Source organism: Campylobacter sp. IFREMER_LSEM_CL2127, from assembly GCF_025771745.1.
Classification (GTDB): Bacteria; Campylobacterota; Campylobacteria; order Campylobacterales; family Campylobacteraceae; genus Campylobacter_D.
In genome coordinates, this window is sequence record NZ_JAKMQV010000006.1 from 55,212 (window position 1) to 71,912 (window position 16,701).

Sequence of the window (16,701 nt, forward strand, 5' to 3'; positions counted from 1 at the left end):
GAGTAATTTTATCTTATTTAAAATATATAAAGTTAATCAGTGCTTTCACTTTTTTCCAAAACCTCAAAATAAGCTTCTTCTAAAATACTAAGTTCATTTTCTAAGGAATTTAGTTTTTCATAAAGGGTATTTATACCTAGCTCTTGATAGATTGCAGGATTGCTTAGGGCATTTTTGATTTCTTTGATTTCTTCTTCTAATTTATGAATTTTATCAGGATATGAGTTTAAAATTTCATTTTCTTTATAGCTTAGTTTTTTATTTGATTTTTCTTTTGTTTTTACACTTGTTGTGGTGTTTGTTTCTAAACTTTTAGAAAATTCTTCAAAGTCTTTGTATTCTTTTTCGTTTTCTAAATATTCGCTGTAAGAAAGAACTTCTATGTTAATATTTGCATTATCTTCAAAAGCATAAAGTTTAGTTGCTATTTTATCAACAAAATATCTATCATGTGATACAAGTAAAATCGCACCTTCAAAAGAAAGTAAATATTCTTCTAAGATATTTATTGTAGTTATATCTAAATCATTTGTTGGTTCATCTAAGATTAATACATCATATTCTTTAGTAAAAAGCAAGGCTAGAGCAACTCTGTTTTTCTCACCCCCACTTAACACACTCACGCTTTGTTCTAAAAATTCTTTTGGAAATAAAAATTGTTTTAAATACCCATAAACATGCATATTTTTACCACGCACTTGAATGCGATCACCGCCATTTGGGCAAAAAATTTCTAAAAGTTTTTTATCAGTATTGAGTAAGCTCCTACTTTGATCAAAATAGCCTATCTTAACTTCACCTCTTTTAATTTCTCCACTATCAAGTGGAATTTGATCAAGTAAAATTTTTAAAAAAGTAGATTTACCACAGCCATTTTTACCTACTATGGCTATGCGTTCACCTTGTAAAATTCGTGCATTAAAGTCCTTAAAAAGTGTCTTGTTAGCGATAGATTTTGAGATATTTTTAAGTTCAAAAAGCATTTTTTTACGATTTTGACTTTGGGTTTGGTTGAAATTTTTACTTGCTCTTTTAATCTCAAGTTGTAAGCGTTTGATAGCTCCTGGGTTTTTCTTGGCTTCTTCACGCATTTTAAAAATGCGTTCTTTACGCCCTTCGTTACGTTTAAGTCTAGCTTTAACTCCTCTTCTTAACCATTCTTCTTCGCTTTTTAGTTGCTTAAGTAAGGTTTCATGACTTTTAGCTAAGGAAGCTAAAATAGCTGCTTTTTTTTCTAGATATTGCGTATATCCACCCTCAAAAATACTTAGTTTTCCTGCTTCTATTTCAACGCATTTTTGTGCTATCGCATCGATAAAATATCTATCATGGGAGATGAAAATAACACACATTTTAGAAGCTTTCAATCTTTCTTCTAAAAAGCTACTCATATATACATCTAGATGGTTGGTTGGCTCATCAAGCAATAATATATCAGGATTTTTCAGCAAAAGCGTGCAAAGCCCTACACGTCTTATCTCTCCTCCGCTTAAAGAGCAAAGTGTTCTGTCTTTATACTCTAATAGTTTAAACTCTTCTAATATTCTTTGTATTTTTTGGTCTAAATTCCATGCATCTTTTGAATCTATAAATAAACTTAATTCATCTACTTTCTTTAAATATTCTTTATTTTCAGGATCAAGAGCTAGTTTTTCATTATAGTTTTCAAATTCTTTTAAGGCTTGATAAATTTCTTCAAGTTCTTTTTTGATAGCCTCACTCACGCTTAAGGTGCTTTCAAAGCTTACTTGTTGGCTTAGCATACCTATGCTAGCGTTATTTTGTTTAATCACTCTACCGCTATCTAGTTTTAAAGTTCCCATAAGGGCTTTTAAAAAACTTGATTTTCCTTCGCCGTTTTTGCCTATAATGGCGATTTTTTCTCCTAAATTTGCACTAAAATTTGCATTTTCTAAAACTATTTTTGTATTAAATTTCTTATTTGCATCGATTAAATCTATTAAAGCCAAATTTCTTTCCCAAATGTTTTTTGCGATTTTACTTTAAAAAGTATTAATTTTGCTTAAATAAAATTACACTATGAGAGTGTTTGTTTTTTTTACTTTATTGGTTTTATTTTTTGCTTTGGCAAATTGGTATATTTATAAAAGATTTTTAAGTAGGGTTGAATTTTTAAAACCTTATAAGAAGTTTGTATTAGCTTTTGTTTTAATAGTTTTTGCATGCGAATTAATCTTTTTTGTAAATATGCGCGGGGATTTTTTGCATGAAAAGCTTTATTATATTTTAGCTATTTTTCCTACTATTACTTGCTTTTTCTTGCTTTTTGGAGTGGTTTTTGAAATTGGTTCTTGGATTTTCTTTAACGAAAATAAAAAAGAGCAAATTTTTAGCCTTCAAAGAAGAAAGTTTTTAAAATTAATTTTTGATTCTTGGCTTATTATACTTAGCGTTAGTATGGTGTTTAAAGGCTTTGCAAATGCTATCAGCACGCCTAAGGTTAATGAGGTAGATATTAAAATTAAAAATTTAAAAGAAGGTTTAAACATAGCTTTGCTTTCTGATGTGCATTTAGGGAAAAATTTAGGTGAAGATTTTTTAAAAACCTTAATTGATGAGGTTAATGCTTTAAATGTTGATATAGTCATTATAGCTGGGGATTTAATCGATGCAGATATAACTAGTATGTCTTATATTAGTTTATTAGAAAATTTTAAATCAAAATATGGTACTTATTTTGTTTATGGAAATCATGAGTATTATAATGATATAAATGCAATAAGCAAAAAGCTTAAAACGCTTAAAAATTTCAAAGTTTTAGAAGATGAAAGTATTGATTTTGGAGATTTTACTTTAAGTGGGACTTTGGATTTGGCTGCTAAACGTTTGGGCTTTAAAGAAAGCAATATAGAAAAAATTAAAACTCAAATCAATCAAGAAAAAGTTAATATTTTAATCACGCATCAGCCAAAATATGTAAAAACTTATGATGTGAGTGGGTTTGATTTGATTTTATCAGGACATACACACGCAGGACAAATTTTCCCTTTTTCTTTGCTAGTATATTTAGAGCAAGGCTTTGTGTATGGGCTTTATAAATTAAGCAAAGATAGTTTGCTTTATGTAAGCAGTGGGGCTGGATTTTGGGGGCCTGCTGTGAGATTTTTAGCTCCTAGTGAGATAGCTTTGATTAGATTAAAAGGAGAATGAGTGGGATTTAGTAATAGTGCTTCAAAAATATTTGGAATCATAGCAAAATATAAATTTCCAAAAATCATACAAAAAAACATTAATAAAGCTTATGTGAATGCTTTTAATATCAATATGAGTGAATTTAAATCCTTAGAAGAATATGAGAGCTTAAATGCTTTATTTACAAGAACTTTGTTAAATGAGCGAGAATTAGAAGATGGCTTTATAAGTCCAAGTGATGGTAAAATTTTAGAACTTGGAAGTAGTTTTCAAAATGATTTAAAAGAAAATTTAGCCTTTAGCATTAAAGGTTCAAGTTATAGCATAGAAGAGCTTTTAAAAAACTCAGCTAGCAAAGAAGAATTAGAAAATGGCATAGATTATGCAAATATTTATCTATCTCCAAAAGATTATCATCATTATCACGCACCTTGTAATATGCAAATTTTAAGTGCTACTTATATGAGCGGGGCTTTATTTAGTGTGAGTGAGGCAAAGTTGGCTAAGATTATAAACCTTTATACTAAAAATGAAAGAGTGGTTTTAAAGTGCTTAGTGGAAGGAAAATTTATACTTTGGATGATATTTGTGGGTGCGCTAAATGTAGGTAAAATGCATTTTAGCTTTGATACTAGTATACAAACCAATGCTGCAAATTTTGATTTTACTCATACTTATGATGGGCTTTTTGTAAAAAAAGGTCAAAGGCTTGGAAATTTTGAGCTAGGTTCGACGATAGTTTTAATTGCCCAAAAAGGGTTTTTAAAATTTAGTAAAAACGCTTATGAGCAAGTTGAATTTTCTAAGAAGATTGCGGATTTTGCTTATTCTCATCTTCATTAGCAACTTTATACAAAAAGGCAAAAATTTCAGCCACCGCTTTATACATATTAGGTGGGATTTCATCGCCTAAGTCAAGCTTGCTAAGAACTTCTACTAAGTCTTTATCCTCTTTTATGGGTATGCCATTTTCTTTGGCTAAAGAGATGATTTTAGCAGCGTTTTCACCTTTGGCATTAGCTAAGATTTTTGGTGCATTTTGATCTTCTTTGTTATAACCTAGTGCAACGGCTTTTTTTGTTTTTTTAGCCATTTTTAAGCCCTTGTATCAAAACCCATATTAAAGTCATTGTATTCTTCTTGATTGTGAAATTTGCTTTTAACTATATCGCTGATGAAAAAATTAGAGCTTAGAAGTCCTACTTTAACCAAGGCTTTTTTTAACTCATGTGCTCTTTCATAAAGTTTTTTTCTAAAATTAACATTTTCTATCATCATATTTATATCAATGTATTTATCATTACTTAGAGATAAAAATACATTGATTTTTCCTAATTTTTCAAATTCAAGATTAATTTGCGCATAAAATTTATCTTTTTTGCCACGTTTAAAAACTACATTAGATTTTTCTAAATCATCCCAAAAGAAAGGTAAAAAAGTATGAATGCTATTATTAGCCAAAGATAAAAGCTGATTAAACTCAAGCTGAGCTATAAGACGATTTGCTTGATTTAGTATGCTTTCATTGTCTAAATTTTTAGCCAGATTAGAAACTTGCAAAAGAGTGGATTTAATGTCTTTTTGCAATTCTGAAGAAATTTCTGCGGTATCTTTTGGAGTAATTTTTCCAAGATCTTTTATAGAAAGTTCTAATTTTTTTTCTATATTTTTTATATCATCTAAAGAATTTTTTGCTTCATAATTTTTAGGATCTAAAGCTTTTAAAACCTCATTGAGTTTTCTTCCTATTAGGCCTAGTTCTTTGTTTAGGTTATTTAAAAGCTCTTCTTGTAAATTTTGACTAAAATTAAGATTTTTACTTACATTTTGTTTGAAAATATCTTCTAGTAAAATTTTGCCCGAAGTGCTTTTAAATATATCTTCTAATTTAGTATTATTTGTTTGTAAATTTTGACTTTTGTTATCATTTTTGCTTGGTTCTTCAGTATTTTTTTGTGGTGTTTTTTCTTCTTTTGTGTTTTGAATTTCTTTATCTTTTGTCATGCTTTCTTGTTTTTGTTGAGCTTCTTTTTTATCCTCTGTGTTTTTTTGCGGAGTTTTTATTTCCTCTTTTGATTCTTCTTTGATGTCTTTAGTATGTGGAGTTTTATTTAAATTTTCTTGTGTTATTTCAGTTTTGTTTTTATGATTTTTTATGTCTTTTAAAAGTGCTATAAGATCTTTAATGCTTTGACTAAGCTCTTTTAATATATGCGTATTTTGAATTTTTATATTTTCAGGTTTGGCTAGTTCTTTGTTGATAAGTGCTAAATTTTTACTGAGATTTTTAATGAAATTATTAGCAATATTTTGTAGCTTTTCTTGACTAATGGAGTTTGGATTTTTATTGATATAGTTTTTAAAATTTTCTATTTTATCAAATAGTTTAAAAAGTGTCTTGTAGTTTGTATTTTCTAAAGAAATTTTATTATCTTTTTTGTGATTTTGTAAGATGTGAATAAGTTCTTTTAGTGTACTTGTGGTGTCAAGATTTTTAAGATCTAAATTACTTATATCGCGTTTTAGATTTTCACTAGTAGCCCCTTTTATGGTATTTAAAAGATTAAAAAAGCTTTGTGGTAAATTTTGCTCTTTTAAAGAATGATTGAGTTTTGCTTCTAAAAAAACACCTGAATTTTTTACCAAGGATGAAAGATTTTTATTGTTGATATCTTTAGCGGGTTTAACTAGATCTTCTAAAACTTTAAGTAGTTTTTCAAATTCAGGATTTTTAGAAAGCTCTGCTTGAAGTTTTTTAACTTCATTAGCAAAATTAGGTGCAAAATTTAAATCTTTGTGATTTTTTAATATTGCTAAATCAGGATCTTTGTTGGTTTTGATTTGATCTAAGAGTTTATTTAATAATTCTTGTAATTTTTGATCGATTTTGCTTACATAGTCTTTAGGCAATTTGACTTCAGGATCATTTTTAGAAAATAAAGGATTTTTTAAAGCATCATTAAGTGAGGTTTTTTTGTCTGATTTCTCGCTTTTGTTGTCTTTATTTGTTTCGTTTTTTGCAAATTGATTTTGATTGTTAGAAATATTAGTTATCATCTAGCATTACCATATTACCTGGTTTTCTTTTAAATTTGGTTAGATTTTTAAATTTTGGTTTATCTATAGCAAAGGCAATTAAAACAGTTAATAAAACGATGTAAAAATACATAAAACCATTGCCTTCAAAATAATACATTAAAGTTCCAAGCACAGCAGGCGCAAATAAAGCACCAAAAGAATAAGTAAAAAGAACGGCTCTGCCAAGTTCAACTCTTTTGCTAGAATCTTCAAGCATGTCATTTGCTCTAGCTAAAGAAAGAGCATATAAACAACACATTCCCATACCCAGTAAAAAGCCAAAAAAGTATTTTAAATAAATATTATAGCTTAATAGTAAAATACAAAGCATAGCACTTAAAGCCGTAAAAGCACATAAAATAATAGCAAATTTACGACTAATTTTATCAGAAAGGGTTCCGATGAAAAGTTGAGATATAAACCCTCCTAGCATGGTACAAAATATAAAAATCGAAGCTTCTTTTGCGCCAAATCCTTGTATGAGTATAAATAAAGAAGCCATGGAGAAAAATCCATTTAAAAGCATACCTGCTATAAAGCTTGTCACTAAAGCTAAAGGCACTATATCAAAAACTTTAGGGATGGAAATTTTGGTTTTTTGTGGTAAAACCGGCTCTTTAATACGGATTAAAAATAAAGGAATAGAAGCAAACATAATAAAACTAGCGCTTAAAATAAATACTGTATTACTTGGGAAGTCAAATGACATAAGTAAAATCCCAAAGCCTGATGATGAATAAAATACTACTTCATAAAAGGCTATTACTCTTGAGCGAATAGCATTTTTTGCTTTTTCATTAAGCCATGATTCTATGACCATTAAAAGTGCATAGTAACAAAAACCAAGCAAAAATCTCAAAACCATCCAAAAATAAAGATTAGAATTTAAACTATGAAGCATAGTAGCTATACCAAAAATGATGGCAAAAATTCCAAAAGATCTTATATGTCCTACTTTAGAGACTATCCTATGAGCACTAATAGTGCTTACCATAGCACCAAGAAAATAACAACTTCCTATTATCCCTATATAAAAATTACTAACATCGTTATGTTTTAAAATAATTGCTATAGAATTTACCGTTAAAGCACTTCCTATAAAAACAAAAATCATACCAAAAAACAATGCAGTTAATGATCTAATCGTTCTTTTTGAGCTCAACATTTTCTTATTAAAAAATTATATATTAATACCGCTATGGGTGTGACAAACATTGCACAAAACAAGGCAAAAATACTCATTAAGCCTTGAAACTCTAAAAATAAAAATCCTGCTATTAAAAACACATAAGCAAAAATTTTAAACAAAGAAAAAAAAGCTAATGCGTTTTTAAAAATACTTTTAAATTTTGGTTTTAAATCGTCATCTATATGGATAAATTTTATAATTTTTGGCAAAGAATATTGTTTTTTAGCAAAAATTTGCAAAGGTCTTTGTGTAAAATTATAATTTTTAGCTGCTTTAAAAATAAAATTTTTATAATTTAAAAAAGATATCAGAATGATCAAATTTTGAGCTAAAAATCCAAATTCAAAACTGATGAATAATTCAAAGCTTATTCCTTTATAGAAAAAAACTCCTGCTAAGAAAAGTAAATTTAATCCTAGCAAGAGTTTTAGTAAAATTTTAGGCTTTAGGATCATTTTTTAAATCTTTATAGCGATTTTCTTCTTTAAATTCCTCATAGCTTTTTACTTGTGCTTTGTAAGCTTTATAAACATTTAAAATCGCCGCAGCTACTCCTATAAATACTCCTACCCAAAAAAGCCAAGATATACCGGTTAAATTTTTTAAAAAATAGCCTATACCAACCCCGATTAAAACAGCTACAACCATGGATATGCCAAGGCTTAATCCATCTGCAGCTTCTATACCTTTGCGAATGATTTTTTGTCTTTTATTCATAGGGCTTTAAAACTTTCTTGTGCTGCTTGTATGGTTTTATCAATGATTTTTTTATCCATACATTCACATATGAAACCTGTTTCAAATTGAGATGGTGCTAAATACACGCCTTTGCTTAGCATTTGTGCATGAAATTTAGCAAATAATTTAGTATCTGATTTTAAAGCATCTTGATAATTATTAACAGGGTTTTCACAAAAGAAAAATCCAAACATAGAACCAACGCAATTAACTTGCAAAGGAATTTTACAATCATTTGCAGCTTCTTTAAAGCCTTGAGTAAGTCTTTTACCTAGTTTTTCTAATTTTTCATATAAACCTTCATAATTTCTTGCTTTTTTTAAGCTTGCATAACCTGCAGCCATAGCAAGAGGATTGCCACTTAGTGTTCCTGCTTGATATACCCCGCCCAAAGGACTTAATAAATCCATAATTTCAGCTCTTGCAGCAAAAGCAGCTGCAGGCATACCTCCGCCTATAACCTTACCAAAAGTTACTATATCAGCTTTTATATTATTAATTCCAAAAGAGCCTAGGTATGAAGCTCTAAAGCCACTCATAACTTCATCAAAAATTAAAAGAATTTGATGCTCATCACATAGTTTTCTTAGCTCTTGTAGAAATTCTATTTTAGCAGGTACTAAGCCCATGTTTCCTGCAATTGGCTCTATAATGATACAAGCTATATTATCATCATTATTGATTAAGTTCTTAACACTTTCAATGTCATTATAAATAGCTACTAGAGTATTTTTAGCGACATCAGTTAAAACTCCTAGTGAGCTTGGGGTGTTAAAAGTAGCTGCACCGCTTCCAGCACTCACTAATAAAGAATCAGAATGCCCATGATAACACCCTTCAAATTTGATGATTTTATCTTTTTTGCTAAATCCTCTTGCAAGACGAATAGCACTCATAGTAGCTTCTGTGCCACTACTTACAAAGCGTATTTTGTCTAAATGCGGCCAATCTTTTAGGATAAATTTAGCTAATTTAGTTTCAGCTAGGGTTGGTGCGCCAAAGCTTGAACCATGTTCTAAAGCTTTTTTACAAGCTTTTTCAATATCCTCATCACAATGTCCAAAAAGTAAAGGTCCCCAGCTTTGTACATAATCTATATAAGTATTATCTTCTATATCGCTAATATAAGCACCTTTTCCTTGCTTGATAAATAAAGGATTACTACCTACACTTGCAAAAGCACGCACAGGAGAATCAACCCCACCTGCTATATATTCACAAGCTTCTTCAAAGGCCTTTTTATTATTTTTCATTTTTTACTCCTTTTGTTGTTAGTAATATAATCATAAAGCGATTTCATCTCATCTTCTGTTAATGAGTAAGTTGGCATAATGCTTTTTGCCTCTTGAGGTTGACTTAGAATTTCTCTAAAACGTGTATAAGGAGTGTTTTTAATACTTGGCACTATAAAAGGAGTTTTTTCTCCATTTTTAGTATAATATCCTAGTATTTGTTGACCTCCATCACCATGACATTTAGCACAACTTATGCCTCTTGGATTTTTGTAAAGGGATTCTTGGTATTCTTTAGGTGAGATAAAATCTTCAGCCCAAATACCATAAACTATAAAAAACAAAAATAAAATAATTTTCATTTATCACCTTTAACAAAAAAAGAAGTTTTATTATGATACAATTTTTTAAGTTAAAGAAAGCTATAAATTTAAGGAAAGAAATGACACTTTTAGATGGTAAAAAGCTAAGTGATGAGATAAAAAATAATCTAAAACAAGAAGTATTAGAACTTAAAACCCAAAGTGTAGAGCCTTGTTTGGCCGTGATTTTAGTAGGTGAAGATCCTGCTAGTGCTACTTATGTGGGTTCTAAAGCAAAGGCTTGCGAGCAATGTGGGATTAAGTCTTTGGTTTATAGACTTGATGTAAACACAACTCAAAATGAACTTTTGGCTTTGATTAATACCTTAAATCATGATGATAGTGTTGATGGGATTTTGGTTCAGCTTCCATTACCAGCACATATTAATAAAGATATCATCCTAGAAAGTATTAATTTTAATAAAGATGTAGATGGTTTTCATCCTTTTAATGTCGGGAATTTAAATTTAAATTTAAAAGGTGGTTTTTTGCCATGTACGCCTTTGGGTGTTATGAAAATTTTAGAGCATTATGATATAAAATTACAAGGTGCTGATGTGGTTGTAATAGGAGCTTCTAATATAGTAGGTCGTCCTATGGCTACGCTTTTATTAAATGCTAATGCCAGTGTGAGTATTTGTCATATTTATACAAAAGATTTAAAAGCTTATACAAAAAATGCTGATATTATCATTGTAGCGGCAGGTTGTCCAAATCTTTTAAAAGAAGATATGGTTAAAGAGGGTGTGATAGTAGTTGATGTAGGGATTAATAGGGTTAATGGAAAAATAGTAGGTGATGTTGATTTTGAAAATGTTAGTAAAAAAGCTAGTTATATTACTCCTGTGCCAGGAGGGGTAGGACCTATGACTATAGCAATGCTTTTAGAAAATACTATAAAATCAGCTAAAAATAGGATTAAAAAATGAATTTTTTCAAAAAAATCTATAAATTCACACAATCTTGGACAGGAACTTTAATAGTTGTTTTATTGATTATATTTTTCTTTATACAAGCTTTTACCATACCAAGTGGTTCTATGAAAAATACTTTATTAGTGGGGGATTTTTTATTTGTAAAAAAATTCTCCTATGGTATTCCAACTCCGCATATTCCTTGGATAGAAGTACCTGTTTTACCTGATTTTAATAAAAATGGGCATTTAGTAAGTGCTGAGGGTCCTAAAAGAGGAGATATTGTAGTATTTAGATATCCGCATGAGCCAAAAATCCACTATGTAAAAAGATGTGTGGCTAAGGGCGGAGATGAGGTTGTTTTTGCAAATAAAACCTTATATGTGCGTATGATTGAGGGTGATGAATATATGAAAGATTATTATCCTAATAAAACAAAAATCATAGGCGGAAGGCTTTTTGTAAAAGAACCTTTTGTAGAAAAAGGAATACATTATGATTCTAGAGTGGATATAGAAAGTGTGTTTTTTCGCTATTTAAATTTAGGTCAATTTGCTATGAAGCCCGCTTCTTTTGATGAATTAGGTGCTAATAATATTTATGGTTTTAATGCTTATTATTATAAAGTGCCTGAAAATGAGTATTTTATGATGGGAGATAACCGTGATCACTCTAGCGATAGTAGATTTTGGGGAAGTGTGGATTATAAATATATAGTTGGTCAACCTTGGTTTATTTATTTTTCATGGGATGAAAATAAAAAAGTTAGATGGGAAAGAGTAGGGCGTTTGGTTGAAACTATAGAAAAAGATGAGCGTTTTATCCATCATAATGAAAGCGATATAGAAGCTTTGGAATAATTACTCAAAGAAACAATGTAAAATTTTTATGTGTAGAAAATGTATAGTTTCTACACAAATTTATAAAAATATACACTCTTAATTTTATTCGTAGATTTTTTTAAGCTCCAAGTTGTAACAATTAACACAAATAAAAAATCAAAGCAAAAAAATAAAGGATAAAAAATGCTAAGTCAAAGATCTCAAAATTTAGGAGAATCCTTAACTTTAGTAATGACTGATATAGCCAAAACTTTAAAAGCAAATGGTGAAAAAGTTATTAGTTTTTCAGCAGGTGAGCCTGATTTTGATACTCCAGAAATCATTAAAAAAGCAGCAATTGAAGCTATTGAAAAAGGTTGCGGGGCTTATACACCTGTTGTGGGTATAAAAGAAGTTATAGAAGCTATACAATATAAATTTAAAAATGATAATAATTTAGAATATAAAGCAAGTGAAATCATTACCAATGTTGGTGCTAAACATTCTTTGTTTATGGCAATTGAGTGTTTAGTTGAAGAAGGTGATGAGGTTATTATACCAAGTCCTTATTGGGTAAGTTACCCTGAAATGGTGAAATTTGCAGGCGCAACTCCTGTATTTATAGAAGGTGAAGCAAAAAATGGCTTTAAAATCACTCCTGAGCAATTAAAACAAGCTATTACTCCAAAAACAAAGGTTTTGATGTTTAATTCCCCATCAAATCCTACAGGTGCTATATATTCTAAAGAAGAAATTACTGCTTTAGCTAAGGTTTTAGAAGGAACTAAAATCGTAGTTTTAAGTGATGAGATTTATGAAAAATTAGTTTATGATGGAGAATTTTGTGCTTTTGCGCAAGTGAGTGAAGATGCTTTAAATAGAACTGTAAGTATTAATGGTCTTAGTAAATGCGGTGCTATGCCAGGATGGCGTTTTGGTTATATGGCAAGTAAAATGAGTGAGTTTAATAATGCTGTTAAAAAACTACAAGGACAAAGCACTTCAAATATCTGCTCAATCATTCAGCATGCAGCTTTACCAGCCTTACTTGGAAAAGCAGATAGTGATATTGAAATGATGAGACAAGCCTTTTTAAAGCGTAGAGAATTAGCGTGTGAAATTTTAGCTAAAAGCGATAAGTTAAAATTAGAACAAATTCCACAAGGAGCTTTTTATTTATTTATCTCTTGTAAAGAAGTTGATAGTGATTCTATGAGATTTTGTAAAAGATTATTAGAAGAGCAAAAAGTAGCTTTAGTACCAGGCATAGGTTTTGGTATGGAAGGGTATTTTAGACTTTCTTATGCAACTAATGAAAAAGATATCATTGAAGGTTGTGAAAAAATCGTTGAATTTGTAAAAAACTACTAATTTTTTAAGCCTGTTAAAAACAGGCTTTCTTTCAAAAAAACTTATAAGCAAGTCTTTGGTATGATTATGCAAAAAATATAGGAAAATCAATGGAATTTGAAGTTCAATATAAAAGTGCAAATGCTAGAGCTTGTCGTATAAAAACTACACATAGTGAAATTTTAACTCCCATCTTTATGCCAGTTGGAACTTTGGCTGCGATTAAAAGTTTAGATGCTGTTGATATGAGTGAGATTTTAAACGCAAAAATCATTTTAGCAAATACTTATCATTTGTATTTAAGACCAGGATCTAAGGTGATTAAACAAATGGGTGGCTTGCATGGTTTTAGTAAATTTAATGGATCTTTTTTAACAGATAGTGGAGGCTTTCAAGCTTTTTCTTTAAGTAAAAATTCAAAACCTGATGAAAAAGGAATTCAGTTTAAAAGTCATATTGATGGAAGTTTGCATTATTTTACCCCGCAAAGTGTTTTAGATGCTCAGTATGATTTTAACTCAGACATTATGATGATTTTAGATGATTTAGTGGCATTGCCTGCAAGTAAAGAAAGGATAGAGCTCTCTTTAAAACGCACTATAAAATGGGCAAAAGAAGCTATTGATTATCACAAGCTAAAGCAAAGTCAAGGTGTGGGAGTAGGGCAGAATATTTTTGGTATTATTCAAGGTGGAACGGATTTTGAAGCTAGAAAAATTTGTTCTCAAGCACTTTGTGAGATGGACTTTGATGGACTTGCTATAGGTGGATTAAGCGTAGGAGAAGAAAATGAGGCTATGTATGATACGGTTGAAGCTATGATGCCTTATGTAGATAATAATCGTCCTAGATATTTAATGGGAGTTGGCACACCTGAAGATTTAGTAGAAAATGTAGCAAGAGGTGTTGATATGTTTGATTGTGTGATGCCAACAAGAAATGCAAGAAATGGAACTTTATTTACTAGCTTTGGAAAATTTAATATCAAAAAAGCAGAATTTATCACTGATCATGCTCCTATAGACAGCAAATGTTCTTGCTATACATGTAAAAACTTTTCAAGGGCTTATTTGAATCATTTATTTAAAGCTAAAGAATTAACTTTTTTTAGACTTGCAAGTATTCATAATTTACATTATTATCTAAATTTGGTAAAGCAAATGCGTGAAGCTATTATCAAAGATGAATTTGAAAATTTTAGAAAGGAATTTTATAGACAAAGAATGTAAATAAAGTGGTACGCCCAAGAGGATTCGAACCTCTGACCTTTTGAACCGCAATCAAATGCTCTATCCAGCTGAGCTATGGGCGCAAAATAAAAGAGTAATTTTATCAAAAAATTCTTAAAATTAGCAAAAATAAGTAATTTTATAGAATTTTTATATTTTTATGCTAATCTTCTTTGAATAATATTTTAGCTTAAGGCAAAGTAATGATACATAAGATTTTAATAGCTAATAGGGGTGAGATTGCAGTAAGGGTAATCCGTGCTTGTAGGGATTTACATATAAAAAGCGTTGCTGTTTATACTGAACCTGATCATGAGTGTTTGCATGTAAAAGTTGCTGATGAAGCATATAGAATAGGAACTGATGCCATAAGAGGATATTTAGATGGTAAAAGAATAGTTGAAATTGCTAAAGCTTGCGGGGCTGATGCTATACATCCTGGATATGGCTTTTTAAGTGAAAATTATGAGTTTGCTAAAGAATGTGAAGAAGCAGGGATTATCTTTATAGGGCCAAAATCAGATGTTATCCGTAAAATGGGAAATAAAAATATAGCAAGATATTTAATGAAAAAAAATGGAATTCCTGTGGTTCCAGGTACTGAAAAATTAAATCATTGTACATTAGAAGAAATCAAACTTCAAGCTTTAAAAATAGGTTATCCAGTGATTTTAAAAGCCAGTGGTGGCGGTGGTGGTAGAGGTATACGCGTAGTACATAAAGAAGAAGATTTAGAAAAATCTTTTGAAGCTTGTAAGAGAGAGGCATTAAGCTTTTTTAAAAATGATGAAGTTTTTATGGAAAAATATGTTATTAATCCAAGGCATATTGAGTTTCAAATTTTAGCAGATAATTATGGTAATATCATCCATCTTTGTGAAAGAGATTGCTCAATACAAAGAAGACATCAAAAAATCATTGAAATAGCACCTTGTCCAAGTATCTCAGAAAAACTAAGAAAAACCATAGGAGTTACCGCAGTAGCTGCTGCAAAAGCTGTGGGTTATACCAATGTTGGGACGGTTGAGTTTTTACTTGATGATTATAATAGATTTTATTTTATGGAAATGAATACAAGAATTCAAGTAGAACACCCAATCACAGAAGAAATCACAGGAATTGATCTTATCACAAGACAAATTCGTATAGCAAATGGGGAAATTTTAGATCTTGAACAAAGTGATATAAAGCCAAGAGGTTTTGCGATAGAAGCTAGAATTACAGCAGAAAATGTATGGAAAAATTTCATTCCAAGTCCGGGTAAAATCACAGAATATTTTCCAGCTTTAGGGCCATCTGTAAGAGTGGATAGTCATTTATATAAAGACTATACCGTGCCACCTTATTATGATTCTTTGCTTGCAAAATTAATCGTTAAAGGTTCAAGTTATGATAGTGCGGTTAATAGACTTGAGAGAGCTTTGAAAGAATTTGTGATTGATGATATTAGAACAACCGTGCCATTTTTGATTGCAATTACCAAAATAAGAGAATTTAGAAGAGGGTATTTTGATACTTCTTTTATAGAAACACATATGGAAGAGCTTTTAGAAAAAACAGAAGATAGACACCAAGAAAACAAAGAAGAAGTAATTGCTGCTATAGCTGCGACTTTACAAAAGATAAAAGAAAGTAGACAATCATGAGTTTTTTAGATGAATTAAAAGATATAAAAAAAGCACTTCAAAAAGAACAAGGTCAAGTAAAAAAAGAAAAGGTTAAAGCGAGTAAAAGTGGAGTTAGTATGAAAAATACTGACTTAGATGCTATACAAAAAGATTTAGCTAAACAAAATGAAAATAAAAAACAAGAGCAAGAATTTGAAGATATGTTTTTAAAAGAAGAGCGTTTGGCTAATGAATTTATGGAATTTGTAAAAAATAGTGATATTAAAAAGATCTAATGAATAATATTATTGGTTTTTGTACTTTAGAAGAAGAATGTCCTTATCTTGAAAATAGATACTGTAGAAATGAGTATAATTATATATCTTTTATCACAAAAACACAAAATCAAGAACTAGTTTCAAGAGGTTGGCGTCGCTTTGGTTCGTATTTTTCAAGACCAATATGTAATGATTGCAATGAGTGTCAAAATTTACGTATTTTAGTAGAAAATTTTCATTTTAGCAAAAGTTATCGCAGGGTTTTGAAAAAAAATACAGCCACTAAAATAATCTTACAAAAACCTTCTTTAAGTGATGAGCATTTATTGCTTTATGAAAAATATCACCATTACCAAAAAGATAAAAGAAATTGGAAAATTTATGATTTAAATTTTAGAAAATATTACAATCTTTATGTAGATAATGCTGGTACTTTTGGATATGAGCTTGATTTTTATATAGACAATAAGTTAGTTTGTGTTGATTTGATTGATATTTTAGAAGATGGAATTTCTAGCATTTATTGTTTTTATGATCCAGATTTTTCCCATCTAAGTCTTGGTAAATATTCGCTTTTAACAGAAATTAAACTTGCACAATTAAAAAAATTAAAATATATTTATTTGGGATATTTTGTAAAAGGGTGTCAATCTTTAGCATATAAAGCCGATTATAGTCCAAATGAAATTTTAAAACACACTAGTGCTTTAAATGAGCAAGCATTTTTGTGGAGTTAGGTTTATAGAGAGG

At 29.7% G+C, this 16,701-nt stretch carries 17 protein-coding genes and 1 tRNA gene; 9 read left to right on the forward strand and 9 right to left on the reverse strand.

Features of this window, described 5'->3' with window-relative positions:
* Positions 1–32: 32 nt before the first annotated feature.
* Complete coding sequence (gene abc-f / locus L8V77_RS05435) at positions 33–1,970, reverse strand: ribosomal protection-like ABC-F family protein (RefSeq protein ID WP_263707056.1); 1,938 nt, start codon at positions 1,968–1,970, stop codon at positions 33–35.
* 70 nt (positions 1,971–2,040) lie between these two features.
* Here abc-f and L8V77_RS05440 point away from each other — a divergent pair, with 70 nt between their 5' ends.
* Positions 2,041–3,171, forward strand: coding sequence for a metallophosphoesterase (locus tag L8V77_RS05440; protein ID WP_263707057.1), 1,131 nt, complete (start codon positions 2,041–2,043; stop codon positions 3,169–3,171).
* The gene (locus L8V77_RS05445; RefSeq protein WP_263707058.1) at positions 3,172–3,996 is read left to right on the forward strand and encodes a phosphatidylserine decarboxylase; all 825 of its coding nucleotides are present in this window, start codon (positions 3,172–3,174) and stop codon (positions 3,994–3,996) included. It abuts the gene before it with no gap.
* On the opposite strand, the gene L8V77_RS05450 is transcribed toward L8V77_RS05445, so the two are convergent.
* Genes L8V77_RS05450 through L8V77_RS05480 form a run of 7 tightly spaced genes read right to left on the reverse strand, consistent with a single transcriptional unit; the run spans position 3,956 to position 9,752 of the window.
* Positions 3,956–4,246: a FlhB-like flagellar biosynthesis protein gene (locus L8V77_RS05450; protein ID WP_263683008.1), complete on the reverse strand. Its 291-nt coding sequence runs from the start codon at positions 4,244–4,246 to the stop codon at positions 3,956–3,958. The genes L8V77_RS05445 and L8V77_RS05450 overlap by 41 nt on opposite strands.
* A gap of 2 nt (positions 4,247–4,248) precedes the next feature.
* Positions 4,249–6,210, reverse strand: coding sequence for a flagellar hook-length control protein FliK (locus L8V77_RS05455; protein ID WP_263707059.1), 1,962 nt, complete (start codon positions 6,208–6,210; stop codon positions 4,249–4,251).
* Positions 6,200–7,393 carry an MFS transporter gene (locus L8V77_RS05460; RefSeq protein WP_250325593.1) on the reverse strand — a complete coding sequence of 398 codons (1,194 nt, stop codon included), beginning with the start codon at positions 7,391–7,393 and terminating at the stop codon, positions 6,200–6,202. Before L8V77_RS05460 ends, L8V77_RS05455 begins: the two co-directional genes overlap by 11 nt.
* Positions 7,390–7,875, reverse strand: a complete 486-nt coding sequence (locus tag L8V77_RS05465) for a hypothetical protein (RefSeq protein ID WP_263707061.1) — start codon at positions 7,873–7,875, stop codon at positions 7,390–7,392. Before L8V77_RS05465 ends, L8V77_RS05460 begins: the two co-directional genes overlap by 4 nt.
* Positions 7,859–8,137, reverse strand: a complete 279-nt coding sequence (locus L8V77_RS05470) for an AtpZ/AtpI family protein (RefSeq protein ID WP_257906551.1) — start codon at positions 8,135–8,137, stop codon at positions 7,859–7,861. Before L8V77_RS05470 ends, L8V77_RS05465 begins: the two co-directional genes overlap by 17 nt.
* Entirely contained in the window at positions 8,134–9,411 is a 1,278-nt protein-coding gene (gene hemL / locus L8V77_RS05475; protein WP_039628192.1) for a glutamate-1-semialdehyde 2,1-aminomutase, read from the reverse strand. Before hemL ends, L8V77_RS05470 begins: the two co-directional genes overlap by 4 nt.
* Positions 9,408–9,752, reverse strand: coding sequence for a c-type cytochrome (locus L8V77_RS05480; RefSeq protein WP_263683002.1), 345 nt, complete (start codon positions 9,750–9,752; stop codon positions 9,408–9,410). The genes hemL and L8V77_RS05480 overlap by 4 nt, the downstream gene beginning before the upstream one ends.
* An 80-nt stretch (positions 9,753–9,832) precedes the next feature.
* Here L8V77_RS05480 and folD point away from each other — a divergent pair, with 80 nt between their 5' ends.
* The 4 genes from folD to tgt all read left to right on the forward strand — a co-directional run bounded on the left by folD (position 9,833) and on the right by tgt (position 14,066).
* Entirely contained in the window at positions 9,833–10,681 is an 849-nt protein-coding gene (folD, locus tag L8V77_RS05485; RefSeq protein WP_263707062.1) for a bifunctional methylenetetrahydrofolate dehydrogenase/methenyltetrahydrofolate cyclohydrolase FolD, read from the forward strand.
* A complete protein-coding gene (gene lepB / locus L8V77_RS05490; RefSeq protein WP_263707063.1) occupies positions 10,678–11,526 on the forward strand; it encodes a signal peptidase I in 849 nt (282 codons plus the stop codon). The genes folD and lepB overlap by 4 nt, the downstream gene beginning before the upstream one ends.
* A gap of 165 nt (positions 11,527–11,691) precedes the next feature.
* Positions 11,692–12,858, forward strand: coding sequence for a pyridoxal phosphate-dependent aminotransferase (locus L8V77_RS05495; protein WP_263707064.1), 1,167 nt, complete (start codon positions 11,692–11,694; stop codon positions 12,856–12,858).
* An 89-nt stretch (positions 12,859–12,947) separates the two neighbouring features.
* Positions 12,948–14,066, forward strand: coding sequence for a tRNA guanosine(34) transglycosylase Tgt (gene tgt / locus L8V77_RS05500; RefSeq protein ID WP_263707065.1), 1,119 nt, complete (start codon positions 12,948–12,950; stop codon positions 14,064–14,066).
* Between the two features lie 6 nt (positions 14,067–14,072).
* Here the strand turns inward: tgt and L8V77_RS05505 are convergent.
* Positions 14,073–14,149 (reverse strand) — tRNA-Arg (locus L8V77_RS05505).
* A 120-nt stretch (positions 14,150–14,269) separates the two neighbouring features.
* Between L8V77_RS05505 and L8V77_RS05510 the strand changes: the two genes are divergently transcribed.
* Genes L8V77_RS05510 through L8V77_RS05520 form a run of 3 tightly spaced genes read left to right on the forward strand, consistent with a single transcriptional unit; the run spans position 14,270 to position 16,688 of the window.
* On the forward strand, positions 14,270–15,712 hold the full coding sequence (locus L8V77_RS05510) for an acetyl-CoA carboxylase subunit A (RefSeq protein WP_039668233.1): 1,443 nt from the start codon (positions 14,270–14,272) through the stop codon (positions 15,710–15,712).
* Positions 15,709–15,969 carry a hypothetical protein gene (locus L8V77_RS05515; protein WP_263663959.1) on the forward strand — a complete coding sequence of 87 codons (261 nt, stop codon included), beginning with the start codon at positions 15,709–15,711 and terminating at the stop codon, positions 15,967–15,969. The genes L8V77_RS05510 and L8V77_RS05515 overlap by 4 nt, the downstream gene beginning before the upstream one ends.
* Positions 15,969–16,688 (forward strand): arginyltransferase, encoded by a 720-nt coding sequence (locus L8V77_RS05520; protein WP_263663958.1) that lies wholly within the window; start codon positions 15,969–15,971, stop codon positions 16,686–16,688. Before L8V77_RS05515 ends, L8V77_RS05520 begins: the two co-directional genes overlap by 1 nt.
* The last annotated feature ends 13 nt before the right edge of the window (positions 16,689–16,701 follow it).

What these genes read in the sequence shown, in the direction of transcription:
- folD (WP_263707062.1), top strand. Translation starts at nt 9,833, where the DNA reads ATGACACTTTTAGATGGTAAAAAGCTAAGTGATGAGATAAAAAATAAT.
- L8V77_RS05495 (WP_263707064.1), top strand. Translation starts at nt 11,692, where the DNA reads ATGCTAAGTCAAAGATCTCAAAATTTAGGAGAATCCTTAACTTTAGTA.
- lepB (WP_263707063.1), top strand. Translation starts at nt 10,678, where the DNA reads ATGAATTTTTTCAAAAAAATCTATAAATTCACACAATCTTGGACAGGA.
- tgt (WP_263707065.1), top strand. Translation starts at nt 12,948, where the DNA reads ATGGAATTTGAAGTTCAATATAAAAGTGCAAATGCTAGAGCTTGTCGT.
- L8V77_RS05440 (WP_263707057.1), top strand. Translation starts at nt 2,041, where the DNA reads ATGAGAGTGTTTGTTTTTTTTACTTTATTGGTTTTATTTTTTGCTTTG.
- L8V77_RS05510 (WP_039668233.1), top strand. Translation starts at nt 14,270, where the DNA reads ATGATACATAAGATTTTAATAGCTAATAGGGGTGAGATTGCAGTAAGG.
- L8V77_RS05450 (WP_263683008.1), bottom strand. Translation starts at nt 4,246, where the DNA reads ATGGCTAAAAAAACAAAAAAAGCCGTTGCACTAGGTTATAACAAAGAA.
- L8V77_RS05465 (WP_263707061.1), bottom strand. Translation starts at nt 7,875, where the DNA reads ATGATCCTAAAGCCTAAAATTTTACTAAAACTCTTGCTAGGATTAAAT.
- L8V77_RS05520 (WP_263663958.1), top strand. Translation starts at nt 15,969, where the DNA reads ATGAATAATATTATTGGTTTTTGTACTTTAGAAGAAGAATGTCCTTAT.
- L8V77_RS05455 (WP_263707059.1), bottom strand. Translation starts at nt 6,210, where the DNA reads ATGATAACTAATATTTCTAACAATCAAAATCAATTTGCAAAAAACGAA.
- L8V77_RS05515 (WP_263663959.1), top strand. Translation starts at nt 15,709, where the DNA reads ATGAGTTTTTTAGATGAATTAAAAGATATAAAAAAAGCACTTCAAAAA.
- L8V77_RS05470 (WP_257906551.1), bottom strand. Translation starts at nt 8,137, where the DNA reads ATGAATAAAAGACAAAAAATCATTCGCAAAGGTATAGAAGCTGCAGAT.
- hemL (WP_039628192.1), bottom strand. Translation starts at nt 9,411, where the DNA reads ATGAAAAATAATAAAAAGGCCTTTGAAGAAGCTTGTGAATATATAGCA.
- L8V77_RS05480 (WP_263683002.1), bottom strand. Translation starts at nt 9,752, where the DNA reads ATGAAAATTATTTTATTTTTGTTTTTTATAGTTTATGGTATTTGGGCT.